Source organism: Micromonospora sp. WMMD967, from assembly GCF_029626165.1.
GTDB classification, from domain to species: domain Bacteria; phylum Actinomycetota; class Actinomycetes; order Mycobacteriales; family Micromonosporaceae; genus Micromonospora; species Micromonospora taraxaci.
On sequence record NZ_JARUBK010000001.1, the window covers coordinates 6550252 to 6574096 of the forward strand.

Sequence of the window (23845 nt, forward strand, 5' to 3'; positions counted from 1 at the left end):
GGTCAGCCGCGGACGACCAGCAGCGGCACGGTCAGCTCCACGGCGGTGTCCGACCCGTGGTACGCGACCAGCTTCGACGCCATCGGCCGCTCGGTGCGGCTGGCCATGACCGCGTACGTGTCGTTGCAGGTCACCACCACGTCGCCGATCCGGCCCAGGTGTTCCTCGGGCACCGGACCGAACCAGCCGGTGGCCACCGCCTCGTCGCGGGTACGGACCCGGGCCGCGTCACCCAGCACCTCCGACCAGGCGGCCACCACGTCGTCGACCGCGCCCGGCTCGGCGTGCAGGTAGCGGACCCGGGCCTCACCGGCCACCAGCCGCAACCCGGCGCGCAGCCGGGGGTCGGTGTCCAGGTCGAAGCGGTGTTCGGCGGGTACGTCGAGCTGGCCGTGGTCGGCGGTCACCAGCAGTGCCGCGTCCGACGGCAGCCCGTCGACCAGCCGGGCGAGCAGGGTGTCCACCTCGGTGGCGGCGACCCGCCAGGGCTCCGAGTCGACGCCGTAGACGTGCCCGTACCGGTCCAGGTCGGCGTGGTAGCCGGAGACCAGCGTCGGCCCGCCGCCGCCGGCCAGCGCGGCCAGCATGGCGGCGGCCACCGCCTCCCCGCCGGCGGCGCCCCGGAAGTCGCCTCCCCGGTTGGCGGCCACCGTCAGACCGCTGCCGCCGAACTCCGGCCGACTCACCACAGTCACCGCCACACCGGCGGCGCGGGCACGCTCCAACTGGGTGGTGACCGGTTGCCAGGTCAACGGCGACGGGTCGGCGGCCCAGTCGGTGTGGGTGAGCACCCGGTCGGTGCCGGGCACCCGCACGGTGAAGCCGAGCACCCCGTGCGCGCCGGGCGCGACGCCGGTGCCCAGCGACACCAGACTCGTCGGGGTGGTGGACGGGAAGCCGGCGATGAGCGGCCGGGCCACCGTCGCGGCCAGGCCGGCGAGGGTCGGCGCGTACGGCGCGGCGGTCGGCAGCTGGTACCACCCGAGCCCGTCGACCAGCAGGACGGCGACCCGGCGTACCCCCGCCAGGGCGGGGACGAGCCCGAGCGGGTCGGCCGAGCCGGGGACGCCCAGCACGGCGAGCGCGCTGGGCAGCACGTCGGCGAGACGGCCGCCGCCGTGGTCCGGGCCGAGGACCGTCAGCGGCGCCACGCCGGGCGACTCGCTCATGCCGGCCGGCGGGCGAACAGGTGCAGTTGGGCGGCCAGGTCCCGGTACGGCGGCTGGGCGGCCAACGCGCGTTCCAACTCGACGAGGGCGGCGGGCTGCCCGTCGGCGACGGCGGCCGGCAGCAGGTCGGCCAGCACGCGTACCCCGTGGATCTCCTCGACCACGAGCCCGGCGGCGCCGAGCAGCGCGGCGGCGCCGGTGGCGTCGTAGCGTCGTCGCAGGGTGTCCCTCGGCCCGGCCGCACCGGCCGGGTCGGTGGCCAGCGCGGCCGCGACGTCGAGGTGACCGTTCATCGCCCGGCCCAGCACGGCGGCGGCCCGGCCGGCCACCAGCACACTGGCCGCGCCGCCGGGACGCAGCGCGGTGGCCAGCGCCGCCACCACCGGCGCGGGGTCGTCGACCACCTCGAGCACGGCGTGGCAGAGCACCAGGTCCACGCCGGCCGGCTCGACCAGCCCGGCGAGGGCGTCGCCGTCGCCCTGCACGGCGGCGATCCGGTCGGCCACACCGGCCTCGGCGGCCCGGCGGGTGAGCGCGGCGAGCGCGTCGGGGCTGGCGTCGACCACTGTGACCCGGTGCCCGGCGCGGGCCAGAGGTACGGCGAAACCGCCGGTGCCGCCGCCCACGTCCAGCACGGTGAGCTCGGCGTCGCCGCGCCGGTCCAGTTCGGCGCGGAGCACCGACCAGATCACGGCGGTACGGGGGGTCAGCGGCGGCCCGGCGAACCGGCCTCGGGTCTGCTCCACCCGGTCGAGCCTAGTCACCCGGTCCATTCCCGGTGCGGGCGTGTGGCGGGCGCACCCGCCACCCGCCCGCTCGGTCCGCAGTGCCGGGTCGGTCAGGACTCGGTGCCCTCGACCTCGTCCTCCGCCCGGGACCGGCGCTCGTTGGCCACCGGCCCGTTGGTCACCTCGTACTCGCGAGGGTCGGCGAGGTGCGACGGCACCCAGGTCGCACCCAGCCGGGTCCGCCGGGCGTTCGCGATTCCACCGGTGTACGCGTGGTTCCCCATCACTGTCATTCCCCCTCACGGATCACGGGCCACTCTGCCCGCTCGGGGACGAGTCTCCCGCCCACCGCCGCCGGAAACCGTAATGTGGATCACTCGATCAGCGGAAGTCACGGGATGCGGGACTGACCGGTGGCTCGATGGCGTCCAACCGGTCGGCCACCAGGTTGGTCACCCCTTCGTGCCGCTGCAGCTGCCCCCTGACCACCAGCGCGGCGCTGGTCCGGGCCACCCGCCGGTAGCGCTGCCACAGCCCCGGCGAACAGGTGACGTTGAGCATCCCCGTCTCGTCCTCCAGGTTGAGGAAGGTGACGCCACCCGCTGTGGCAGGGCGTTGCCGGTGGGTGACGATGCCACCGACCCGGATCCGCTGACCCGGCTCCACCCGACCGAGTCGGGCGATCGGCACCGCGCCGAGCACGTCGAGCTGACCCCGGATGAACCGGGCCGGGTGGCTCTCCGGCGACAACCCGGTGGCCCACACGTCGGCGACCAGCCGGTCCACCGCCTCCATCCCGGGCAGCGTGGGCGCCGCCGCGCCGGTCACCGTGCCGGGCAACCGGCCCGGCCGGTCCTGCGCCGCCGCCCCGGCGGCCCACAACGCCTCCCGCCGGGTCAACCCGAAACAGGCGAAGGCGTCCGCGGTGGCCAGGGCCTCCAACTGCGCGGCGGTGAGACCGACCCGCCGGGCCAGATCGGGCATGTCCCGGTACGGCCCACCGGCGTCCCGTTCGGCCTCGATCCGTTCGGCAACGTCGGCGCCGAGGGTCCGTACGCTGGACAGCCCGAGCCGGACGGCGGGGCCGCCCAGCCCCCAGGCGTGCGGCGGCTCCCCCGGCCCGCTGCCCCACCGGGTGTCCGGGGTGGACTCCAGCACCGCCGACGCCGCGCTGGCGTTGATGTCCGGACGACGGACCTCCACACCGTGCCGGCGGGCGTCGTCGGCCAGGGTCTGCGGGGAGTAGAACCCCATCGGCTGGGCGTTGAGCAGCGCCGCCAGGAACGCCGCCGGGTGGTAACGCTTGAGCCAGGAGCTGGCGTAGACCAGGTAGGCGAAACTCATCGCGTGGCTCTCCGGGAAGCCGTAGCTGGCGAACGCGGTGAGCTTGCGGTAGACGTCATCGGCCAACTCACCGGTGATGCCCCGCTCGGCCATCCCGGCGTAGAGCCGGTCGGCGATCCGGCTCATCCGCTCGACCGACCGTTTGGCGCCCATCGCCCGGCGCAACTGGTCGGCCTCGGCCGCGTCGAAGCCGGCCAGGTCGATGGCGAGCTGCATCAACTGCTCCTGGAACAGCGGCACACCCAGGGTCTTCTCCAGCGCGTTACGCATCAGCGGATGCGCGAAGGTCACCGCCTCCTGGCCGTTCTTGCGCCGGATGAACGGGTGCACCGAACCGCCCTGGATGGGACCCGGCCGGATCAGTGCCACCTCCACCACCAGGTCGTAGAACTCGCGGGGCTTGAGCCGGGGCAGGGTGGCCATCTGGGCACGGCTCTCCACCTGGAACACCCCGACCGAGTCGGCCCGGCAGAGCATGTCGTAGACCTCCGGGTCGTCCAGCGTCATGTCACCGAGGTCGAGCCGAGACCCGATCATGTCGTAGCCGTAGTGCAGCGCGGAGAGCATGCCCAGGCCGAGCAGGTCGAACTTGACCAGCCCGACCGCCGCGCAGTCGTCCTTGTCCCACTGGAGCACGCTGCGCCCGGGCATCCGCCCCCACTCCACCGGGCAGACCTCGATCACCGGACGGTCGCAGATCACCATGCCGCCCGAGTGGATGCCCAGGTGCCGGGGGAACGTCTGCAACTCGTTGGCGTACTCCACCACCTGCTCGGGGATGTTCTCGACGTCGACGGTGGCGACCGAACCCCACCTGTCGATCTGCTTGCTCCAGGCGTCCTGCTGCCCCGGCGAGTAGCCGAACGCCTTGGCCACGTCCCGCACCGCCGACCGGGGGCGGTAGGAGATGACGTTGGCGACCTGGGCGGCGTGCTCCCGGCCGTAACGGGTGTAGACGTGCTGGATCACCTCCTCCCGACGGTCGGACTCGATGTCCACGTCGATGTCGGGTGGGCCGTCCCGTTCCGGAGCGAGGAACCGCTCGAAGAGCAGCCGGTGCCGGACCGCGTCCACATTGGTGATCCGCAGCGCGTAGCAGACCGCCGAGTTGGCCGCCGATCCCCGACCCTGGCAGTAGATGTCCTGCTCGCGGCAGAACGTGACGATGTCGTAGACCACCAGGAAGTAGCCCGGGAAACCCAGCTCCTCGATCATGTTCAGTTCGTGGTCGAGTTGCGCGTACGCCGTCGGGTGCGCCTGCGGAGGGCCGTAACGCTCGCGTGCCCCGTCGGCGGTCAGCTTCCGCAGCCAGCTCATCTCCGTGTGCCCGGGCGGCACCGGGTACGCCGGCAGCTGCGGCGCGACCAGTTGCAGGTCGAAGGCCAACTCGGCGCCGAACTCGGCGGCTCGCGCCACAGCACCCGGGTACGCGGCGAAGCGGGCCGCCATCTCCGCGCCGCTGCGTAGGTGGGCGGTGGCCGCCGCAGGCAGCCAGCCGTCGATCTCGTCCAGGCTGCGCCGGGCCCGGACGGCGGCGACGGTGGTGGCCAACCGCCGCCGGCCGGGGCTGGCGTAGTGCACGTTGTTGCTGGCCACCGTCGGCAGCCCGGCCGCGGCGGCCAGGTCGGCGAGCGCGTCGTTGCGGTCGGCGTCGACCGGGTGGCCGTGGTCGGTCAGCTCCACCGCCACCGTCTCCGCGCCGAAGAGCGCGGTCAGCCGGTCCAGTTCACGGGCCGCCGCGTCCACCCCCTCGGTGAGCAGCGCACCCGGCACGTGCCCCTTGCGGCAGCCGGTCAACACCAGCACGTGGTCTTTCAGCTCGGCGGCGACCTCCTCCAAGTCCCCGTAGACCGGACGGCCCTTCTCCCCGCCGCGCAACTGGGCGCGGGCGATGGTGGCGGCCAGTCGGGCGTACCCCTCGTGGCCGTGCGCGAGCACCAGCAGGTGCGAGCCGTGCGGGTCGGGCTCGCCGTTCTGCGGACCGGGAAGCCCGAGGGACAGCTCCGCGCCGAAGACGGTCCGCAGGCCCAGCGTGCGGGCCGCCTCGGCGAAGCGGACCACGCCGTAGAAACCGTCGTGGTCGGTGACGGCGAGCGCGGTGAGCCCCAGTCGGGCCGCCTCCTCGGCCAGCTCCTCGGGGTGACTGGCACCGTCGAGGAAGCTGAAGTTGGTGTGCGCGTGCAGCTCCGCGTAGGGCACCACGCCGTCGGGGCGGGTCAGCTCCGGCGGCTGGTACTGCTCGCGGCGGCGGCTCCAGGCCGGGGAATCGCCGCCGTCGGCGTCCACTGCGAGCGGGTCCACCACGTGCAGGTGCCGCTCGCCCCGGCTCCCCCGCTTGTCGTCGGCCCGGCCGGAGAGCACCCGTTCCAGCTCCGACCAGGGCATCTTCGGGTTGTGGAAGCTCATCGGGCCGCCCCGACGGGTGGCCGGACCCCGACGGCCGGACCCGCCGACGAGCGATATACCTGAGAGTCATAAATATGCCTGACAGTCATATCGCTCGTCGGGACATCCGTCTCCGATCTGAGGAGCACCGGCTCAGTCATAGATCGCCTCCACCAGCCACTGCCCGGCCTCGACGGCCAGCAGCAGGGCGGCACCGCCGGCCAGGCTGACCTGGAACCGGGCCCGACGGCGGGCCTCGGCCGGTGCCCACCAGCGCTCGTCCACCGGCCACGGGCCGGCCCAGCCCACGATCTCCGTGGGCTGGCCGGTGCCAACCACCAACCGGGCGGGTGGAGCGCTCACCGCCAACCGCGCGCTGATCACCACCGGCTCACCGGCGGCGTCGTGCACCGTCGCCGCGAGCGGGCTGGGCAGCACCACCGCAGGCGCGGGCGCCGGCAGCCGGCCCGGCCACGGCGGAACTGCGCCGCCACCGCGGTCTGCGGGCCGACCGGAGCTGGCGGCCCGGTCGGCGCCGCTGGTGATCGGCTCGCCGGGCAGCGGTGCGGGGCCGGGACGGGCGGGGAGGCGTTCGTCGCCCCACGGCACCAGTCGCACCTGGTCGGCCGGGGAGCGACCACCGCCGAGCACCGCGGTGACCACCGCCTCCGGGCCGAGGATGCCCTGCACACGGCTCAACGCCCGGTGCGCTCGTTCCCGCTCCTCGCCGGTCTCCCCCCACAGGCCGGCCTGCAGGCCGGCCTGGGCGATCACCCCGTCCGGGATCAGTCGCAGCCGGATGATGCCGGCCGTCGGTCGGGCCGGCCGGGCGCCGCTGCGACCACTGCTGCCGGAGAGCCAACCGTCGAGCTGCCAGCGCACCCGGTCGGCGATGGCCGCGGCGGTGAGCAGGCCGTCGTGCCGCCACACCCGGTGCAACTCCTGCCCGTGCTCGGTGACCGCCTCGATGCCGAGCCGGGTGCAGGCCAGCCCGTGCCCGGCCAGCCGCTCATGCAACTGCTCGGCCAGCGCTCGGGCCACGAACGCCGCCACGTCGACCCGGTCGATCGGCTCGTCGTGCTCAGCGGTCACCGTCAGGTCGGCCGGCGGCTGCCGGACCGCGAGTGGGCGGTGGTCCCGCCCGGCGGCCAACCGATGGGCCAACGCGCCGTCGAACCCGAACCGGGCCAGCACGTCACCGGCCGGCAGCGCGGCGAAGTCACCGAGGGTACGCACACCGAGCCGACGCAGCAGGTCGGCCAGCGCCGAGCGGCCGAGCGCATCGACCGGCAACCCGGCCAGGAACTCCGGTGTGCCACCCGGTGCGACCACCCGGCCGGCGCGAGCGGCCAACCCGGCCGCGAACACCCCGTCGGCGATGCCGACCTGGCTCTCCACCAGGCACGACTGGGCGACGTGCTCGATGATCCGCTCGGCGGCCGCCTCCTCGCCACCGAGGTAACGGCTCGGCCCCCGGGCAGCCACCGCGCAGGCCCCCGGACGGACCACCTCGACGCCGGCGACCAACTCCTCCACCGCGGCGACCACCGGCTCGAACGCCCGGGTGTCCCGCCCCGGGTCGTAGTCCACGACGGTGAGCTGGGGGCAACGACCCTGCGCCTCCCGTTTGCGCAGGCCTCGACGCACCCCCTCGGCGCGGGCCCGCTCGGAGCAGGCGACCACCCGGTTGGCGTGCAGCACGGCGACCGGGCCGGTCGCCGGCACCCCGTCGACGATCTCGGCGGCGAGCACCGGCCAGTCCGGGCACCACAGCAGCAGGGTCCGTGCCGGCGAGCCGGTCACTCCCGACCGACCAGGGCGAGCGACGCGGTCGGACGGGCCACGGCCGACGGCTTCGGACGGGGGATGACCCGGGTCAGCCCGTCACCCGGTAGCCAAACCTTGATCTCCTTCGGTCGCGCGGCTGCCCCGCGCCCGCGCGCCGAGACGGTGACCTCCCGGCGGCGCAGCCGCCCCCGACCGGCCCCGAGCCCTTCCCACACACCACGGACCACCTGCAACGTCACGTCCGCGCCGTCCCACCGGCCGTACGGGACGAGCACGCTGCCGCGCTGCCGCGCCCGAGCGGCCAACCGGGTGGCGACCGAGGCGGAGACGGTGGCCGGCACGGCGGTGACCACGACGTCCACCCCGTCGATCAGCGCGGCGACCACGGTGGCCCATTCGGGGCCGGGGTTCGGCACCAGGGCCAGCCGGTCCAGGGCGATGCCCAGCTCGGCGGCCGCACCCGCACCGAACGTCGGCACACCGACCACCGCGCACCACGAGCCGGACCGGGACGCCTCGGCGAGAAGCGCCAGCATCAGCGAGGTGCCACCGCTGCGCTGGGGCTGGCCGGCGGCGACCGCGATGGTGCTGCCCCGGCGCAGGCCCCGGTTGGGCAGCAGACCGGTCAGCTCGGGCACCACCGGCAATACCCGGTGGCCGCCGACCTGGTCAGGTGCGCTCGCCGGACGCACCAGATCGGCCAGTGCGGCGGAACCGACCACCGTGCGGCCCGCCATTGGACCAACTCCCCCGTCGTTGCTGTGGATCAGATCAGGATCGGCACGCCGTGCCACCGGCCGCCCGGCTCCCCCCGCTGGGCGGTCGGTGGCACGGCGGGATCAGGCGGCGAGGCCGTCCAGGGCCGGCTGGTGGGCCACGCCGAGCGCGGTCTCCACCACCGTGACGAACTGTTCGGCGGCGCGGAGCAGATCGTCTGCCTCCCGGGCGCTGACCACCCGGGGGATGCCAGCCTCGGCGGCGGCGCGCTTGCTGGCGCCGGCGGCGAAGAACCGGGACCACTCGTCGAGCTCCGGGGCGACGGCGCAGAGAAGGACCCAGACGCTGGTGATCCGGTTGCGTCGACTCGGCGCGGGCCGGGCACGGGCGGCGAGCAGGGCGGCCGCCGCACGCAGCGCCGCCAAATGGGCGGCCGCGTAGCGCAGACCGTCGGGTCGGGTCTGGCCGGCCTCGACCAGCCCACGCCGGGCCAACGTGAGGAGCTGGGCGGGGGTGCGGTGCGGCAGCACGTGCGCCGGCACCGTCGGTGCCTGAGCCGGGTTGGACGGCATGGTGTCTCCTCCACATGGCCGGGGCGTCACCCCCGGCGCTGGTGCCGCCGGCGAGACGCCGAGGTCGGGTGGTGCGGAGGAAGACGCACCGGGTGTGGCCGGCCGGGTGTGGATGCTTCCCCACACCACACCCGGCCGGCGTACCGGCGGGTTCGTCGCCCGCCGCCCGGGGGTCGTGGGCGGCGGGCGACGATCCTGCCTGTCGGGACCAGGCTCGCGACTGCCTGGAGACCCAGGTGCGGCCCGCGGAGCCGCACCGCCGGGGCTGGCGCCGCGAAACACCGCGCTCCGGCCGGTTGGAACGAACGTTCGAGGCAATCGAACACTCGTTCTAACTGCTGCTGACAGTACACCTCCCCTCCGACGAAAATGCAACGTGTGACGCGCCGGGTGTGCCAGCCGAGCGAACCAGGGTGAGCCGACACCGGCCGAACCGGGAAGAATGGCGACATGCAGCCACACCCGAACGTACGAGCGGCGCAGGACACGCCCACCGCCGGCAGCCCCGCCGAGGTGGCGTGAGCACCGCACCGGAGCTGGTCACGTTGCACGTGTGGCGGACCTCCCGCGGCGCGCTGCCCCGGGCGCTGACCCGGATGGCGGTCGACCCCCGCCGGCTGCGTGCCCTCCCGGGCGCCCGTTTCGGCAAGCTGCTGGGCACCGGGACCGGCACCGGGTTCGGGCCGGGCGACGCCGACCTGACCCGGTGGGCGGCGCTGACCGTCTGGGACTCCCCCGCCGCCGCGGCCGACTTCGACGGCTCGACGGTCGGGCGCGCCTGGGCCCGCATCGCCAGTGCCTCCGCCCGGGTCGACCTGCGCCCGCTGACCAGCCGGGGTGAGTGGTCCGGTCAGCGGCCGTTCGGCGACCCGCCGGGTGGCCGGATCACCGGCCCGGTGCTGGCGCTGACCCGGGCTCGGTTGCGGGCCCGCCGGGCGGCCACCTTCTGGCGGGCGATCCCCCCGGTGGCCGCCGCCCTGCGCGACGCGCCCGGGCTGCTGGCCCGGTTCGGGGTCGGGGAGGCGCCGCTGGGTTGGCAGGGCACTGTGAGCGTGTGGCGCGACCCGACGGACCTGGTGGCGTTCGCGTACCGTCACCCGGAGCACCGGGCGGCGATCATGCGAACCCCCACCGAGGGTTGGTACGCCGAGGAACTGTTCGCCCGGTTCGAGGTGCTCGACGTGGTCGGCGACCGGTCGGTGCTCGGATGGGTCGCCGACGGCGGCCCGGCAACGGTGAAGGGTGGACGGGCATGAGGTTGGTGCGCTGGACGCCGGACGATCTCGTCCGGCGGCTGGACGACGTGGTGGCCGTCTACGGCGAGGCGATGGGATACCGCACCGACCTGCTGGAGGCCCGGCGCGGCTACATCGCCACCCACGTCCGCCGGCCGGGTTTCCGGGCGGTCGCCAGCCTGACCAGCGAGGGTCACCTCGCCGGCTTCGGCTACGGCTACCTGGGCGCCTCCGGCCAGTGGTGGCACGACCAGGTGCACCGGGCGCTGGACGCACCGACCCGTCAACGCTGGCTCACCCACTGCTTCGAGGTGGTCGAGCTGCACGTCCGGCCGCCGGCGCAGGGGCACGGTCTGGGCACCGGGCAGCTGCGCGCGCTGCTCGGCATGGCCGAGGGTGACACCACGCTGCTGTCCACCCCGGAGGCCGACGAGCAGACCTCACGGGCCTGGCGGCTGTACCGACGCTTCGGTTTCGTCGACGTGCTGCGCAACTTCCACTTTCCCGGCGACGAGCGGCCGTTCGGCGTACTCGGTCGGGATCTGCCGCTCGAGTCACCGGCGTCATGACCCGGCGGATCTCCTGGACGCTGCTCGCCGTCCTGGTGCTCGCCCAGATCTGCTACCCGCTCACCACCGGCGACACCCGGGCCGGGCTGACCGTGGCCACCGTCGTGCTCGGTTGGCTGCTCTCGGTCGGTCACGCGCTGCTCAGCCGGGGCCCGCGGGTCGCGGCGGCGCTGGTCGCGGTGGCCACCGGCGGCGGGTTCGCGATCGAGGCGATCGGGGTGGCCACCGGTGTGCCGTTCGGCAGCTACGACTACTCCGGCGAGTTGGGCCCCAAACTGGCCGGGGTGCCGCTGATCATTCCGTTGGCCTGGACCTGGATGGCCTGGCCGGCCTGGCTGGCCGCGGTCCGGCTCACCAGCGGCGGGTCGACGACCAGCACCGACAGCGGGTCGACTGTCGGTCGATGGGCGGGGAGGATCGCGCTGGCCACCGTCGGCCTGGCCGCCTGGGACCTCTTCCTCGATCCGCAGATGGTGGCCGAGGGCTACTGGGTGTGGCGCGACGCCACCCCGGCGTTGCCCGGCCTGCCCGGCATCCCGGTCAGCAACTACCTGGGCTGGCTGCTCTTCGCGGTGCTGATGATGAGCGCGCTCCGCCCGCTGGCCGGGGCCGCCGCCGAACGCACCGACCGGCGGGACCACCCGATGACCGCGCTCTACCTGTGGACGTACTTCTCCAGCATCCTGGCCCACGCCGTCTTCCTCGACCTGCCCGCCTCGGCGCTCTGGGGCGCCGTCGGCATGTCGGTGACCGCGATACCGCTGGCGGTGACGGTGCTGCGCGACCGCCGGGCTCGGGAGACCCGCCAGCAGGACCACGAGCCGCACCGGCCCGGCGTCGACGCGACCCGATGACCGTCCTGCTCGCCCTGCTCGTCGCCGTCGCCGCGTTGACCGGGCACACCTGGCTCAACGCCGCCCGCTGGCTGCGCCGGCCCACCGACCGGCCCGACGAGGTCGACGAGCCGGTCGCCGTGCTGCTGCCGCTGCGCGACGAAGCCGCCCGGGTCACCCCCTGCCTGCGTGCCCTGCTCGCCCAACGCGGCGTGCCCGGGTTGCGCGTCGTGGTCCTCGACGACGGGTCCACCGACGGCACCGCCGACGTGGTCCGCGCGGTGGCCGGCGACGACCCCCGGGTCACGCTGCTCACCGGGGTCTCGCCGCCGCCGGGCTGGCTGGGCAAGCCGCACGCCTGCTGGCAGTTGGCCACCCGGGCCGACCCCGACGTCACCGCGCTGGTCTTCGTCGACGCCGACGTGGTGCTCGCCCCGCACGCCGTGGCCGCGGCCGTCACCGAGCTGCGCGCCGCCCGCGCGACGCTGCTGTCGCCGTACCCCCGGATCGTGGTGGCGACGGCGGCCGACCGGCTGGTGCAGCCGCTGCTGCAGTGGCTCTGGCTGACCTTCCTGCCGCTGCGGGCGATGGAGCGCTCGTCGCGGCCGTCGCTGGCCGCTGCGGGCGGCCAGTTCCTGGTGCTGGACCGGGCCGGCTACACCGCCGCCGGCGGGCACGCCGCGGTCGCCGACAAGATCCTGGAGGACGTCGAGCTGGCTCGGGCGGTCAAGCGGGCCGGTGGGCGGATCGCCCTGGCCGACGGGTCCCGGCTGGCCACCTGCCGGATGTACGACGACTGGCCGCAGTTGCGCGACGGGTACTCGAAGTCGCTCTGGGCGTCGTTCGGGCACCCGGGCGCGGCGGCGGCCGTGGTGGCGGCGCTGCTGCTGCTGTACACCGCACCGCCGCTGGTCGCGCTCGTGGGGTTGGCGGCCGGCGCGCCGGGGGTGGCCGCCGCGGGCCTGGCCGGCTACCTGCTCGGGGTGGTGGGGCGGGTGCTCACCGCCCGCGCGACCGGAGGGCGGTGGTGGCCCGACGCGCTCGCACACCCCGTGTCGGTCGTGGTCCTCGGTTGGCTGACCCTGCGGTCGTACCATCTGCGAAAGCGACGCCGCCTGACCTGGCGGGGTCGCCCGGTCAGCTAGGAGGGCACGGCATGGCGCGGATCGTGGTCGTCGGCGCCGGGGTGGGTGGCCTCGCCACCGCCGCCCGGCTGGCCGCCACCGGGCACCAGGTGACCGTCTTCGAACGGGCCGACACGGTCGGCGGCAAGCTCGGCCGGTACGCGCGCGACACCCCGGTCGGGTCGTTCCACTTCGACACCGGGCCGAGCCTGCTCACCCTGCCCGAGGTGTTCCACGACCTGTTCGAGGCGACCGGGGCGAAGCTCGACGAGTACCTGGACCTGGTCCCGCTGGACCCGATCGTCCGGCACGTCTTCGGCGACGGCGGCCCACCCCTGGACTCGTGCGCCGACCCGGTGGAGTTTGCCACGAGGATCGGCGCCGCCTTCGGCGACCGGGCGGCGGCCGACTGGCAGCGGCTGTGGCGCCGGGCCGCGCGGGTGTGGAACGCCTCCTCGCGGGACATCCTGCGCCGTACCGTCGACTCCCCACGCGACCTCGCGTCGCTGGCCTGGCGGGTCGGTGACCTGGCCGCCATCGCACCGGGCCGCACCCTGCGCGGCCTGGGCCGCCGACACCTGTCAGACCCCCGGCTGCGGATGCTGCTGGACCGGTACGCCACCTACACCGGGGCCGACCCCCGCCGGGCGCCGGCGGCGCTGGTCGCGGTCCCGTACGCCGAGCTGGCCTTCGGTGGCTGGTATTTGCGCGGCGGGTTGGGCACTCTCGCCGACGCGTTGCTCACCCGCTGTCTGGACCTGGGCGTGGTCGTGCAGACCGACGCCACCGTCACCCGGATCGACGCCACCGGCGGCCGGGTGCACGGGGTACGCCTCGCCGGTGTCGGCGCGCCGGTCCCCGCCGACGTGGTGGTGGCCAACGTGGACGCCCTCACCGTCTACCGTGACCTGCTGCCGCACCCGCGTCGGCTGGCCGGGCTGACCGACCGCAGCCTCGCCGGTTTCGTGCTGCTGCTCGGCGTCTCCGGCAGCACCGGGCTGGCCCACCACAATGTCTTCTTCCCGGGTGACTACGACGCGGAGTTCGACGCGGTCTTCGGTGATCCCGGGCGCGGCGTACGGGCACGGCCGGCAGCCGACCCGACGGTGTTCGTCACAGTGGCCGACGACCCGATGGTCCGCCCGGCCGGGCATGAGGCGTGGTTCGTGCTGGTCAACGCCCCACGGCAGGGCACCGCCACCGGCGCTGTCGACTGGCGACGGCCGGGGCTGGCCGACGCGTACGCCGATCGGGTCCTGGAGGTGCTGGCGCGGCGCGGCGTGGACGTGCGCGACCGGGTGCTGTTCCGGGAGGTCCGCACCCCGGCCGACCTGGACGCGGCGACCGGCGCGCCGGGTGGCTCGATCTACGGCACCGCCGGTGGGTTGCTCCGCCCCGCCAACCGGGGCCCGGCGAACGGGTTGTGGCTGGTGGGCGGCTCCACCCACCCGGGCGGCGGCCTGCCGATGGTGACCCTGTCCGCGCAGATCGTCGCCGACGAGATCGGCCCCGCCTGGTAGGGCCGCTCAGCCGGCGTCGAGCAGGGCGCGGCTGCTCAGCCGGCGTCGAGCAGGGCGCGGCGGATGGTGGAGAGCAGCTGCCCCAGACCGAAGCCGGCCAACAGCACCCACACCGCCGTCGCCATGGTGATGGTGCCGGCGGCCAGGTCCGGCTCGATCAGCCCGGCCAACCCGGCGACGAGCAGCCCGGCCAGCGCCACCGACACCCGGGTGGGGCGCTCGCCCACCGTCACCGCGCCGATGTCACGCATGCCGGCGGCGACCGCCCGGGCCCGGACGTACTCGTGCAGCCAGGACAGCGCGCCGCCCGCGACGACCAGCCCGCCGGGCGCGCCGACCAGCCAGAACGCCAGCAACCACGCCACCTCACCGAGCCGGTCGGCGACCGAGTCGTAGACGTAGCCGAGCCGGGTGGTGCGGCTGGTGGCGACCGCCACCGCGCCGTCCACGCTGTCCGCCACGGCGGCGAGCAGCACGAACAACGCGCCGAGGAAGAGGCCGTTGCCCGGCCGGGTCACCAGCAACGGTACGCAGAAGCAGAGCAGCACCCCGGCCACTGTGACCGCGGTGGGGCTGACCCGCAGTCGGCCCAGCACATACCCCACGTGGTACGCGAATCGCAGCCAGGCGCGCACCACCGGCGCCGCGACCCGAGGGTCGAAGCCGCCGTGCAACCGCGCCCAGGCCGTGGCGTACTGATCCCAGTTCAGCTGTGTGCCCACCTGGGGATCAACCGTCGTGCCGGGCATCAGGTGTCGCAGGACCGGCATTCACACCCGCGCGCCGGCCTTCAGGTTCTGCCAGACCTCACGGGTGGCCGTGGACCGGTTGAGGGTGATGAAGTGGATCCCCGGCACACCCTCGTCCAGCAGCCTGCGGCACATCTCGCTGGCCTGCTCGATGCCGAGCCGGCGGACGGCCTCCGGGTCGTCGGCGACGCGCTCGAAGCGGGCCGCCAGCGCCGACGGAAAGGGCGCGCCGGACAGCTGCACGGACCGCTCGATGGTGCCGATCTGGGTCACCGGCATCACCCCGGCCAGGATCGGGGTGTCGCAACCGGCCGCTGCCACCCGGTCACGCAGTCGCAGGTAGTCGTCGGCGTCGAAGAACATCTGCGTGATCGCGAACGTCGCACCGGCCCGGCACTTACGGACGAACTGCGCGGTGTCGCTGGCCACGTCGGGCGAACGGGGATGCTTGTACGGGAAGGCCGCCACACCGACGCTGAAGTCGCCGGAATCGCGCACCAGGCGGACCAGGTCCTCGGCGTAGTCCACCCCCTCGGGGTGGCGGATCCACTCGCCGCCCGGGTTGCCCGGCGGGTCGCCGCGCACGGCCAGCACGTTGCGCACCCCCACCCCGGCGAGCCGGCCGATCACGTGCCGCAGCTCGGCGACGGAGTGGTCGACAGCGGTCAGGTGGGCCATCGGCAGCAGGGTGGTGTCGGTGGCGATCCGTTCGGTCACCGCCACAGTGGTGTCCCGCGTCGACCCGCCCGCGCCGTACGTGATCGACACGAACGACGGACGCAGCGACTCCAGCTCGCGGATGGCCTGCCAGAGCAGCCGCTCCCCGGCGTCGGTCTTGGGCGGGAAGAACTCGAACGAGAAGGTCGGCTGACGCTCACGGATCAGCTCCCCGATCGCCGGCTGCGGATTGGGGAGTACCGAGGGAAGACCGAGCGCCACGACCCGACTCTAGCGGGCGAGGCGACCGTGACCCAGGCGCTTCCCACCCGATGACCGGCGTCGCCCCGCGCGCCCCGGCCGGTGGGGGCGAGGGCGTCGTACCCCCGGGGTAGGAATGGGTGGCATGGGAGGGGCGGTGGGGGCGGTCCCGATGCCCGTGCGGGGGTCCGCAACTCAAGCGGTGACGTCCGTCCCGGCCGGCAGGCCGGGCGGGTGGGTCGCCACCGCGCCGACGCCCGCCAGGAGGACCTGTGACCCCACCCGCACCGCCGCGCCCCGCGCAGCTCGGGCCGTTGTTGGCCCGCTGCCGGCGGGCCCGGGGCTGGAGCCAGCAGCGCACCGCCGCCGAGTTGTGCGCCGCCGCCGGGGTGCCGACGTTGAGTCGGCATGAGGTGTCCCGCTGGGAACGCCAGCGCCGGGTGCCCGGCGGGTTCTGGCTCGGCTGGCTCGCCGTCGTCCTGGACATGCCGCTGGTGGCGCTGGCCGAGGCCGCGGCAACCACCCGTCGGGCCACTCGCCGGGCCGCCCCGACCCGACCCACCCGAGCCACCGGACCGGGCCGCGCCGCTCGGGCCGGCACGCCACCGGCAGGGCGCACCGGTCCCGGTCGCGCCGCCGGGACTACGCGTGGCGGTGGAGCGCGAGCCACGGGGACCGACTAGCGTCGGGGCGTGACCCACGCTGCTCCCGTGTCTCCCGTCGACCGCGCCGACCTGCGGCAGCGGGTGGACAAGGCCCTCACCGAGTTCCTGGCCGGTCAACGAGCCCGGCTCGCGGCCGTGGACGACGCGCTGGTCCCGGTGGCCGAGGCGATCGAGGCCTTCGTGCTCGGGGGTGGCAAGCGACTACGTCCAGCGTTCGCGTACTGGGGGTTCCGGGGCGCCGGCGGGGCCGACGGCGAGCCGGTGCTCGGCGCCCTGGCCGCGCTGGAGTTCGTCCAGGCCAGTGCCCTGATGCACGACGACCTGATGGACCGCTCCGACACCCGACGTGGTGAGCCCGCCGTGCACCGGCGGTTCGCCGCCCGGCACCGGCAGGCCGGCTGGGGTGGTGACCCGGACAGCTTCGGCGACGCCGCGGCTCTGCTGCTGGGTGACCTCTGCCTGGTCTGGTCCGACGAGCTGCTGCACTCCGCGGGGCTGGACCCGTGGGTGCTGGCCCGGGCCCGGCCGGTCTTCGACGAGATGCGCACCGAGGTCACCGTCGGTCAGTACCTCGACGTGCTGACCCAGGCCACCGGGGACACGTCGGTGGAACGGGCCAGCAAGGTCGCCCGGTACAAGTCGGCGAAGTACACCGTCGAGCGTCCACTGCTGCTCGGCGCCGCGCTGGCCGACGCGACGGCCGACGTGCGGACGGCCTACTCGGCGTACGGGCTGCCGCTGGGTGAGGCGTTCCAGCTCCGCGACGACGTGCTGGGGGTCTTCGGTGACCCGGCGCTGACCGGCAAGCCGGCCGGTGACGACCTGCGGGAGGGCAAGCGCACCTACCTGGTGGCGGCTGCCGTGGAGACCACCGACGACGCGGGCCGCGAGCTGCTGCTCGGCCGGCTCGGCGACCCGGAGCTGGACGAGGAGGGGGTGGCCCGGCTGCGCGAGCTGATCACCGCGAGCGGGGCGCTCGCCCGTACCGAGCAGCGGATCGTCACGCTCACCGACAGCGCCCTCGCCGCCCTGGCCGCCGTCGACCTCGACACCGAGGCCCGTCAGGCCCTGGTGGACCTGGCCATAGCCGCAACCCGCCGAGCCGACTGACCCCACCCCTCACCTTCTCTTCTTCGTCGATCATGAAGTTAGCGGTCTCCGCCTCGGCGTGCCGCGCCGCCAACTTCATGATCGACCGAGAGGGGTGCGGGCCGGTTAGAAGCCTTCGGCTTGGGCTCTGCGTTTCACTTCGCGGGCCTGGTCACCGGACAGGGCGGCAGCCGGGGTGTTCCCGGGGAGGGTGTCGTCCTGCTCGTAGAGCCAGCGCAGGGCGGCCTCGTCGTCGTAGCCGTTGTCGGAGAGCAGGTTGAGCACACCGGGCAGGTGCTTGAGCACCGTCTGGTTGGCAACCAGGTCCGCCGGGATGCGGCGGACGCCGTCGCGGCGGACCGCCAGCAACTCCCGGTCGCGGATCATCTGGTGCACCTTGCTGATCGACACGTCGAGACGCTCGGCGACGTCGGGCAGGGTCAGCCAGCCGGCCGGGTCGGTGGGGCCGGCGAGCTCCGGGCCGGGCACGGCCTGGTCGGGTACGGGTTCGGTCACCCGACCACCCTGCCACGCCGTCACCACGACGAGCCACCGGCACCCCGGACAACCGATCGACGCCCTGGCTCGTGCCTACCGCTGACCAGCGGACGAGTGGCGGCGAGCGCGGTAGGACGGACCAGTTCGGCGATCGGCTGTAGCATCCTGTTCAACCTTCACCCCCTGGACACATAGACTCCCTGCCGATGGACACTCAGGTCGCCGACACGTTGCTGGGCTCGCTGATCGACGGGCGCTACCGCATTCGCGGTCGCGTGGCCCGTGGTGGCATGGCGACCGTGTACACCGCCACCGACGAGCGCCTAGAGCGCACCGTCGCCGTGAAGATCATTCACCCGACCCAGGCGCCCGAGGCCCGGGCCCGGATCGCCAACTTCGTGGCGCGGTTCACCGACGAGGCGAAGACCATCGCCCGGCTGACCCACCCGAACGTGGTGGCCGTCTACGACCAGGGCACCCACGCCGGCCTGCCGTACCTGGTGATGGAGTACGTCCGTGGCCGCACGCTGCGGGACGTGCTGGCCGAGCGCCGCCGGCTCAACCCGGACGAGGCGCTGGCCATCGCCGAGCAGATGCTCGCCGCGATCGCCGCCGCGCACCGGTCGGGTCTGGTGCACCGCGACGTCAAGCCGGAGAACGTGCTGGTCGCCGAGGCACCCACCGGCGGCGTCGCCAACCTGGTCGACAGCGTCGTCAAGGTGGCCGACTTCGGTCTGGCCCGGGCGGTCGAGGCGAGCGCCGACGACGAGCAGGGGACCCAGCTGATGGCGACCGTGGCGTACGTCGCCCCGGAACTGGTCACCGAGGGCCGCGCCGATCCCCGTACTGACGTCTACTCGGCGGGCATCGTGCTGTTCGAGATGCTCACCGGCCGCGTGCCGTACGACGGGGACCGCCCGGTCGACGTCGCCTGGCAGCACGTCGACCGGGACGTACCGGCGCCCTCGACGCTGGTGCCCGGCCTGCCGCCGGTCCTCGACGGCCTGGTGCAGCGCGCCACCCGGCGTGACCCCGCTGCCCGGCCCGCCGACGCCGGCGCACTGCTGACCGAGGTGCAGGCGGCCCGGGAGCGCCTGGGTGACGGCAACACCCACACCGCGGTGCTCCGGCCGGTGAGCGGCGATGCGCCACTGTCGCAGCCGACCATGGTGGTCGCGACGGTCCGGCCGCCCGACCGCCCGACCTGGGCGCGGCTGCCGGAGGGCGGCAGCCAGGGCGGGGGCCGACGTCGGGCCGCTCCGGAGCCCGCGGAGGGCCTGGGGTCCCGGCTCGCCGCGCTGCGCAGCACGCTGATGGCGAGTCCGCGGGGCCGGTTGGCCGTCGCGGCGGTGGTGGTGACGCTGGGTCTGGTGGCCGCGGTCGGGGGCTGGTGGTTCGGTGTCGGCCGTTACACGACCGCCCCGCAGCTGGTGAGTTTGAGCAACGTCGAGGCGCAGGCGCAGGCCGACCGGGCCGGCCTCGTCCTGGAGTACGGCGAGCCTCGCTTCGACGAGAAGGCACCGAAGGACAGCGTGCTGGAGCAGACCCCGGGCTCGACCTCCAAGATCGTCAAGGGCGGCACGATCACGCTGACCCTGTCCCTGGGCCCGGAGCGCTTCCCCGTGCCGGACGTGATCGGCAAGGAGTTCGACCTCGCCGAGGCGGACCTGGTCAACGTGAAGCTGGTGGTGGCCAAGGGCGCCGCCCGCTACGACGACACACTGCCGGCCGGCGTCGTGCTGGACACCTCCCCCAAGGTGGGCACCGAGGTCAAACCCGGCGCGAAGATCACCCTCATCCTGAGCCGCGGCCGGGCGCCGGTGTCGGTGCCGAACCTGGTCGGCAAGAGCCTGACCGAAGCCCGCACCACCCTGGCCCAGCTCAACCTGACCCTGGTCGAGACCTACAAGGAGTCCGACAAGCCCAAGGACGAGATCCTCGGCCAGAGCCCGGCCGACGGCGCCGGCGTGGAGAAGGGCACTGAGGTCAAGCTGGACGTCAGCAAGGGCCCGCCGGCGATCGTCGTGCCCCGGGTGATCGACCTGCCGTGCCAGCAGGCCAAGCAGGCGCTGGAGGCGCAGGGCTTCCCGGTCACGGCCTTGATCAACCCGAACGCCACGGTCCGGATCCAGGCGCCGGGCGAGAACTCGCAGGTGCCGCCGGGCACCCCGGTCACCCTCACGTGCTTCTGATGTCGGCGGCAACCTCGCGGCCGGTGGGCGCGCACACTCCGACCTCCGGTGGGCTGGCCAAGGCCGCCCTGCCGTACGTCGACGCGACCGGCGCGCGGGTGGTGCAGGTCTACGTCTCCAACTCGCGGGGCTGGGCGCTGCCCGCCGGTGACCCCGTGCAGGACGCCCTGTTCCGCGACGGCTGCGCCGAGCGGGGCATCCCGGCGTTCATCCACGCCTCGCTGCTGGTCAACCTCGGCTCGCCCACTCCGGTCACTGTCGAGAAGTCGGCGCAGACGCTGGCGCACGCGCTGCGTCGCGGCGTGGCGATCGGTGCTCAGGCGGTGGTGTTCCACGCCGGCAGTTCGGTGGACGAGGGGCACGCCGAGGCGGCGATGCGGCAGGTCCGCGAGGAGCTGCTGCCGCTGCTCGACTGGGCCGCGGCCGCCGGTGGGCCGATGCTGCTGGTCGAGCCGAGCGCGGGCGGGGGCCGGTCGCTCGCCTCGCGGGTGGAGCAGCTCGGTCCGTACCTGGACGCGGTGGACCGGCACCCGATGCTCGGGGTCTGCTTCGACACCTGCCACGCCTGGGCCGCCGGGCACGACCTGGCGGTCGAGGGTGGCATGACGGCGACCCTGGACACGCTGGTGGCCACCGTCGGCGCGGACCGGCTACGGCTGGTCCACGCCAACGACTCGAAGGACCTGTGCGGCTCCACGCGGGACCGGCACGAGAACATCGGCAAGGGCACCATCGGCGAGCCGGCCTTCGCCGAGCTGATGGCGCATCCCGCCACCGCCGGCGTACCCCTGGTCGTGGAGACCCCGAGCGAGAAGGAGGTCGGCCACGCCGCCGACATCCAAACGCTCACCCGCCTGCACGCTTGAACCCCGCCGACCCTTGTTGATCAAGAGGTTTGCGTCATCCGGACGCCGGAATCTGACGCAAACCCCTTGATCAACAACAGGACGTGGGGTCAGGACGCCGTCAGGATGCGGGGCAGGGCTTCGACCGCGCGGTCGATGTCCGCGTCGCTGACGCCCAGGTGGGTCACCAGGCGGGCGGTACGGGGGCCGAGCACCGAGATGAGTACACCCTCGGCCCGCGCGACGGCCGCCAGGGCACGCGCGTCCAGGGCGTGCTTGGTCAGGTCCAGCGCGACCAGGTTGGTACGAACCGTCGTAGCCAGAACGCCGAACGGCGCGACCGCCTCGGCGAGCCGGGACGCCTTGGCGTGGTCGTCGGCCAGTCGGTCGACGTGGTGCGCGAGCGCGTACCGGCCGGCCGCGGCGAGGACGCCGGCCTGACGCATACCGCCGCCCATCCGCTTACGGATCAGTCGGGCTCGTTCGATCTTGTCGGCGTTGCCGACCACCAGCGAGCCGACCGGCGCGCCGAGCCCCTTGGACAAACACACCGACAGCGTGTCGAAGAGCCGGCCGTACTCGATCAGGGGCACACCGTCAGCGACGTGCGCGTGCCAGATCCGGGCACCGTCGCAGTGCAGCGCCACACCCGCGTCGTCGGCGACCACACGCAGATCCCGCAGGGTGCTCAGCGGAATGACCCCGCCGCCGCCCCGGTTGTGGGTCTGCTCGACGGCGATCGCGCGGGTCGGGACAGCGAAGAAACCGTCCGGCCGGATCATCCCGGCCACCGTCTCCGAGTCGATGTCCGCGCCGACGGTGGGCCAGGTCCGCGAGGAGATCCCGCCGTACGCGGCGGCAGCCCCGATCTCGTACGTCACCACGTGCGCGTCCGCGTCGCAGAGCAGCTCGTCGCCCGGCGACACCAGCAGTTGCAGGGCGATCTGATTGGCCATCGACCCGCTCGGGGCGAACAGCGCCGCCTCGTGCCCGAACAGGGCGGCGACCTCGGCTTCGAGGGCGTTGACCGTCGGATCCTCGCCGTAGACGTCGTCACCGACCTCGGCGGCGGCCATCGCCTCCCGCATCCCGGCGGTCGGCCGGGTCACCGTGTCGGACCGCAGGTCCACGAACTGGTCTGCCACTGTCATCCTTTCGACCGCCGGTTGCGGGTCTCGCACACCTGGCCACGGTCAATTCTTCTCGGCTGCCGACGGAGGGTCCGCACCCTCAGCCGCTGTCATTCTTTCGGCCGCCGACTGCGGGGCTCGCAAGCTCACTCCTCGCGTCAGCCGCTGTCATTCTTTCGGCCGCCGACTGCGGGGCTCGCAAGCTCACTCCTCGCGTCAGCCGCTGTCATTCTTTCGGCCGCCGACTGCGGGGCTCGCAAGCTCACTCCTCGCGTCAGCCGCTGTCATTCTTTCGGCCGCCGACTGCGGGGCTCGCAAGCTCACTCCTCGCGTCAGCCGCGGAGCATCTCCGCCACCAGGAAGGCCAACTCCAACGACTGCTGGGTGTTCAGACGCGGGTCGCAGGCGGTCTCGTAGCGGTCGGGCAGGTCGAGGTCCTCGATGCCCTGGGCGCCGCCGAGACACTCGGTGACGTCCTCGCCGGTCAACTCGACGTGCAGGCCACCCGGGTGGGTGTCCAGCCCCCGGTGGACCTCGAAGTAGCCGAGCACCTCGTCGACGATGCGGTCGAAGTGCCGGGTCTTGTAACCGTTGGACGACTCGTGCGTGTTGCCGTGCATCGGGTCGCACTGCCAGACGACCTTGGCGCCGGCGGCGGTGACCTTGGCGACGATCGGCGGCAGGGCGTCGCGCACCCGGTGGTTGCCCATCCGGCTGATCAGGGTGAGCCGGCCGGGGATGTTGTCCGGGTTGAGCTTCTCGCACAGCTCGATCGCCTCGTCCGGGGACGTGCTCGGGCCGAGCTTCACACCGATCGGGTTGGCGATCCGGGAGATGAAGTCGATGTGCGCGCCGCTGATCTGCCGGGTGCGCTCGCCGATCCACAGGAAGTGCCCGGAGAGCCCGTACGCCCGACGGTCGGAGACCCGGGTGAGCGCCCGGTCGTACTCCAGGGCGAGGGCCTCGTGGGAGCAGTACAGCGTGACCGTCCGCAGCGCCTCGTCGTCGGTCATGCCGCAGGCCCGGATGAACGCCAGCGCCCGGTCGATCTCCCGGGCGATCGCCTCGTAGCGCTCCCCCGCCGGGGAGTTCTTCACGAAGCCCTTGTTCCAGTCGTGCACCGCGTGCAGGTCGGCGAGGCCACCGGCGAGGTACGCCCGGAGCATGTTCATCGCCGCCGCCGAGTTGGCGTACGCCCGGATCATGCGCTGCGGGTCGGCGACCCGGGCGGCCGGATCGGCCTCCAGCGAGTTGATCATGTCGCCCCGGTACGCGGGCAGGCCGCGCGCGTCGGTGGGCAGCGAGCGGGGTTTGGTGTACTGCCCGGCGACCCGGGCGACCTTGACCACCGGCAGGGACGCGCCGTAGGTGAGCACGATCGCCATCTGGAGCAGGGTGCGCGCGTTCGCCAGCAGGTGGCTCTCGGTGTTGTCGGCGAACGTCTCGGCGCAGTCACCGCCCTGCAGCAGGAACGCCTTGCCCTCGCAGACCAGGGCGAGCTTCTGCCGGAGCTGGTCCACCTCGTAGGGCGCGACGACCGACGGCACCGTGTCGAGGACCTTGCAGACCTCGGCGACGGCGGCCGGGTCGGACCACGGCGGGACCTGCTCGCGGGGCAGTTCCCGCCATCGGTCCAGGCCGAGCGCGGCGTCCTCGGCGGAGTCGACTGTCGGTCGGCTGGTCTGCAGACCGGGGCTGCCCACCCCGGGATGGCTCAGCTGGTGCCACTCATGGCGCATGACAGAAAGCGTACGGCGACGGTCGGGGTGACCGGG

General features: G+C 73.9%; 21 protein-coding genes. 9 read left to right on the top strand and 12 right to left on the bottom strand.

What is annotated here, in order from left to right:
* Positions 1 to 2: 2 nt before the first annotated feature.
* From O7631_RS29370 to O7631_RS29400, 7 genes are all read right to left on the bottom strand, one after another.
* Entirely contained in the window at positions 3 to 1169 is a 1167-nt protein-coding gene (locus O7631_RS29370; protein WP_278147239.1) for a nucleotide pyrophosphatase/phosphodiesterase family protein, read from the bottom strand.
* Positions 1166 to 1942 (bottom strand): methyltransferase domain-containing protein, encoded by a 777-nt coding sequence (locus O7631_RS29375; protein ID WP_278147240.1) that lies wholly within the window; start codon positions 1940 to 1942, stop codon positions 1166 to 1168. The genes O7631_RS29370 and O7631_RS29375 overlap by 4 nt, the downstream gene beginning before the upstream one ends.
* A gap of 65 nt (positions 1943 to 2007) precedes the next feature.
* The gene (locus O7631_RS29380; RefSeq protein ID WP_145779714.1) at positions 2008 to 2190 is read right to left on the bottom strand and encodes a hypothetical protein; all 183 of its coding nucleotides are present in this window, start codon (positions 2188 to 2190) and stop codon (positions 2008 to 2010) included.
* A gap of 88 nt (positions 2191 to 2278) precedes the next feature.
* Complete coding sequence (locus O7631_RS29385; protein ID WP_278147241.1) at positions 2279 to 5647, bottom strand: error-prone DNA polymerase; 3369 nt, start codon at positions 5645 to 5647, stop codon at positions 2279 to 2281.
* 132 nt (positions 5648 to 5779) lie between these two features.
* Positions 5780 to 7429: a DNA polymerase Y family protein gene (locus O7631_RS29390; protein ID WP_278147242.1), complete on the bottom strand. Its 1650-nt coding sequence runs from the start codon at positions 7427 to 7429 to the stop codon at positions 5780 to 5782.
* Complete coding sequence (locus O7631_RS29395) at positions 7426 to 8151, bottom strand: hypothetical protein (RefSeq protein WP_269683059.1); 726 nt, start codon at positions 8149 to 8151, stop codon at positions 7426 to 7428. The genes O7631_RS29390 and O7631_RS29395 overlap by 4 nt, the downstream gene beginning before the upstream one ends.
* Before the next feature lie 102 nt (positions 8152 to 8253).
* The gene (locus O7631_RS29400) at positions 8254 to 8703 is read right to left on the bottom strand and encodes an SAV_6107 family HEPN domain-containing protein (protein ID WP_269683058.1); all 450 of its coding nucleotides are present in this window, start codon (positions 8701 to 8703) and stop codon (positions 8254 to 8256) included.
* 518 nt (positions 8704 to 9221) lie between these two features.
* Here O7631_RS29400 and O7631_RS29405 point away from each other — a divergent pair.
* From O7631_RS29405 to crtI, 5 genes are read left to right on the top strand one after another with little or no spacing between them, the layout of a single operon-like run.
* Complete coding sequence (locus O7631_RS29405) at positions 9222 to 9959, top strand: monooxygenase (protein ID WP_278147243.1); 738 nt, start codon at positions 9222 to 9224, stop codon at positions 9957 to 9959.
* Positions 9956 to 10507: a GNAT family N-acetyltransferase gene (locus tag O7631_RS29410; RefSeq protein ID WP_278147244.1), complete on the top strand. Its 552-nt coding sequence runs from the start codon at positions 9956 to 9958 to the stop codon at positions 10505 to 10507. The genes O7631_RS29405 and O7631_RS29410 overlap by 4 nt, the downstream gene beginning before the upstream one ends.
* Positions 10504 to 11361, top strand: coding sequence for a carotenoid biosynthesis protein (locus tag O7631_RS29415; protein WP_278147245.1), 858 nt, complete (start codon positions 10504 to 10506; stop codon positions 11359 to 11361). The genes O7631_RS29410 and O7631_RS29415 overlap by 4 nt, the downstream gene beginning before the upstream one ends.
* Positions 11358 to 12485: a glycosyltransferase gene (locus O7631_RS29420; RefSeq protein WP_278147246.1), complete on the top strand. Its 1128-nt coding sequence runs from the start codon at positions 11358 to 11360 to the stop codon at positions 12483 to 12485. The genes O7631_RS29415 and O7631_RS29420 overlap by 4 nt, the downstream gene beginning before the upstream one ends.
* 11 nt (positions 12486 to 12496) lie before the next feature.
* Positions 12497 to 13984 carry a phytoene desaturase family protein gene (gene crtI, locus O7631_RS29425; protein ID WP_278147247.1) on the top strand — a complete coding sequence of 496 codons (1488 nt, stop codon included), beginning with the start codon at positions 12497 to 12499 and terminating at the stop codon, positions 13982 to 13984.
* A 35-nt stretch (positions 13985 to 14019) separates the two neighbouring features.
* Here the strand turns inward: crtI and O7631_RS29430 are convergent, their stop codons facing one another.
* The gene (locus tag O7631_RS29430; protein ID WP_269683817.1) at positions 14020 to 14733 is read right to left on the bottom strand and encodes a CDP-alcohol phosphatidyltransferase family protein; all 714 of its coding nucleotides are present in this window, start codon (positions 14731 to 14733) and stop codon (positions 14020 to 14022) included.
* A 21-nt stretch (positions 14734 to 14754) separates the two neighbouring features.
* Positions 14755 to 15672, bottom strand: a complete 918-nt coding sequence (gene metF, locus O7631_RS29435; protein WP_278147248.1) for a methylenetetrahydrofolate reductase [NAD(P)H] — start codon at positions 15670 to 15672, stop codon at positions 14755 to 14757.
* A 251-nt stretch (positions 15673 to 15923) separates the two neighbouring features.
* On the opposite strand from metF, the gene O7631_RS29440 reads away from it, so the two are divergent.
* Together O7631_RS29440 and O7631_RS29445 are read left to right on the top strand one after the other, a co-directional pair.
* Positions 15924 to 16334 carry a helix-turn-helix transcriptional regulator gene (locus O7631_RS29440; protein ID WP_278147249.1) on the top strand — a complete coding sequence of 137 codons (411 nt, stop codon included), beginning with the start codon at positions 15924 to 15926 and terminating at the stop codon, positions 16332 to 16334.
* Positions 16335 to 16343: 9 nt separating this feature from the next.
* Positions 16344 to 17426 carry a polyprenyl synthetase family protein gene (locus O7631_RS29445; RefSeq protein WP_278147250.1) on the top strand — a complete coding sequence of 361 codons (1083 nt, stop codon included), beginning with the start codon at positions 16344 to 16346 and terminating at the stop codon, positions 17424 to 17426.
* 105 nt (positions 17427 to 17531) lie between these two features.
* Here O7631_RS29445 and O7631_RS29450 read toward each other — a convergent pair whose 3' ends face one another.
* On the bottom strand, positions 17532 to 17894 hold the full coding sequence (locus tag O7631_RS29450) for an Rv2175c family DNA-binding protein (RefSeq protein WP_088991507.1): 363 nt from the start codon (positions 17892 to 17894) through the stop codon (positions 17532 to 17534).
* A gap of 215 nt (positions 17895 to 18109) precedes the next feature.
* Between O7631_RS29450 and pknB the strand changes: the two genes are divergently transcribed.
* On the top strand, positions 18110 to 20095 hold the full coding sequence (gene pknB / locus O7631_RS29455) for a Stk1 family PASTA domain-containing Ser/Thr kinase (RefSeq protein WP_278147251.1): 1986 nt from the start codon (positions 18110 to 18112) through the stop codon (positions 20093 to 20095).
* Positions 20095 to 20961, top strand: a complete 867-nt coding sequence (locus tag O7631_RS29460) for a deoxyribonuclease IV (RefSeq protein WP_278147252.1) — start codon at positions 20095 to 20097, stop codon at positions 20959 to 20961. Before pknB ends, O7631_RS29460 begins: the two co-directional genes overlap by 1 nt.
* Positions 20962 to 21050: 89 nt before the next feature.
* Here O7631_RS29460 and O7631_RS29465 read toward each other — a convergent pair whose 3' ends face one another.
* Complete coding sequence (locus O7631_RS29465) at positions 21051 to 22085, bottom strand: GntG family PLP-dependent aldolase (protein ID WP_278147253.1); 1035 nt, start codon at positions 22083 to 22085, stop codon at positions 21051 to 21053.
* 317 nt (positions 22086 to 22402) lie between these two features.
* On the bottom strand, positions 22403 to 23809 hold the full coding sequence (locus O7631_RS29470) for a 3-deoxy-7-phosphoheptulonate synthase class II (protein ID WP_088988377.1): 1407 nt from the start codon (positions 23807 to 23809) through the stop codon (positions 22403 to 22405).
* Positions 23810 to 23845: the final 36 nt, after the last annotated feature.

What these genes read in the sequence shown, in the direction of transcription:
- crtI (WP_278147247.1), top strand. Translation starts at nt 12,497, where the DNA reads ATGGCGCGGATCGTGGTCGTCGGCGCCGGGGTGGGTGGCCTCGCCACC.
- pknB (WP_278147251.1), top strand. Translation starts at nt 18,110, where the DNA reads ATGGACACTCAGGTCGCCGACACGTTGCTGGGCTCGCTGATCGACGGG.
- O7631_RS29380 (WP_145779714.1), bottom strand. Translation starts at nt 2,190, where the DNA reads ATGACAGTGATGGGGAACCACGCGTACACCGGTGGAATCGCGAACGCC.
- O7631_RS29470 (WP_088988377.1), bottom strand. Translation starts at nt 23,809, where the DNA reads ATGCGCCATGAGTGGCACCAGCTGAGCCATCCCGGGGTGGGCAGCCCC.
- O7631_RS29460 (WP_278147252.1), top strand. Translation starts at nt 20,095, where the DNA reads ATGTCGGCGGCAACCTCGCGGCCGGTGGGCGCGCACACTCCGACCTCC.
- O7631_RS29410 (WP_278147244.1), top strand. Translation starts at nt 9,956, where the DNA reads ATGAGGTTGGTGCGCTGGACGCCGGACGATCTCGTCCGGCGGCTGGAC.
- O7631_RS29415 (WP_278147245.1), top strand. Translation starts at nt 10,504, where the DNA reads ATGACCCGGCGGATCTCCTGGACGCTGCTCGCCGTCCTGGTGCTCGCC.
- O7631_RS29375 (WP_278147240.1), bottom strand. Translation starts at nt 1,942, where the DNA reads ATGGACCGGGTGACTAGGCTCGACCGGGTGGAGCAGACCCGAGGCCGG.
- O7631_RS29385 (WP_278147241.1), bottom strand. Translation starts at nt 5,647, where the DNA reads ATGAGCTTCCACAACCCGAAGATGCCCTGGTCGGAGCTGGAACGGGTG.
- O7631_RS29400 (WP_269683058.1), bottom strand. Translation starts at nt 8,703, where the DNA reads ATGCCGTCCAACCCGGCTCAGGCACCGACGGTGCCGGCGCACGTGCTG.
- O7631_RS29370 (WP_278147239.1), bottom strand. Translation starts at nt 1,169, where the DNA reads ATGAGCGAGTCGCCCGGCGTGGCGCCGCTGACGGTCCTCGGCCCGGAC.
- O7631_RS29395 (WP_269683059.1), bottom strand. Translation starts at nt 8,151, where the DNA reads ATGGCGGGCCGCACGGTGGTCGGTTCCGCCGCACTGGCCGATCTGGTG.
- O7631_RS29430 (WP_269683817.1), bottom strand. Translation starts at nt 14,733, where the DNA reads ATGCCCGGCACGACGGTTGATCCCCAGGTGGGCACACAGCTGAACTGG.
- O7631_RS29420 (WP_278147246.1), top strand. Translation starts at nt 11,358, where the DNA reads ATGACCGTCCTGCTCGCCCTGCTCGTCGCCGTCGCCGCGTTGACCGGG.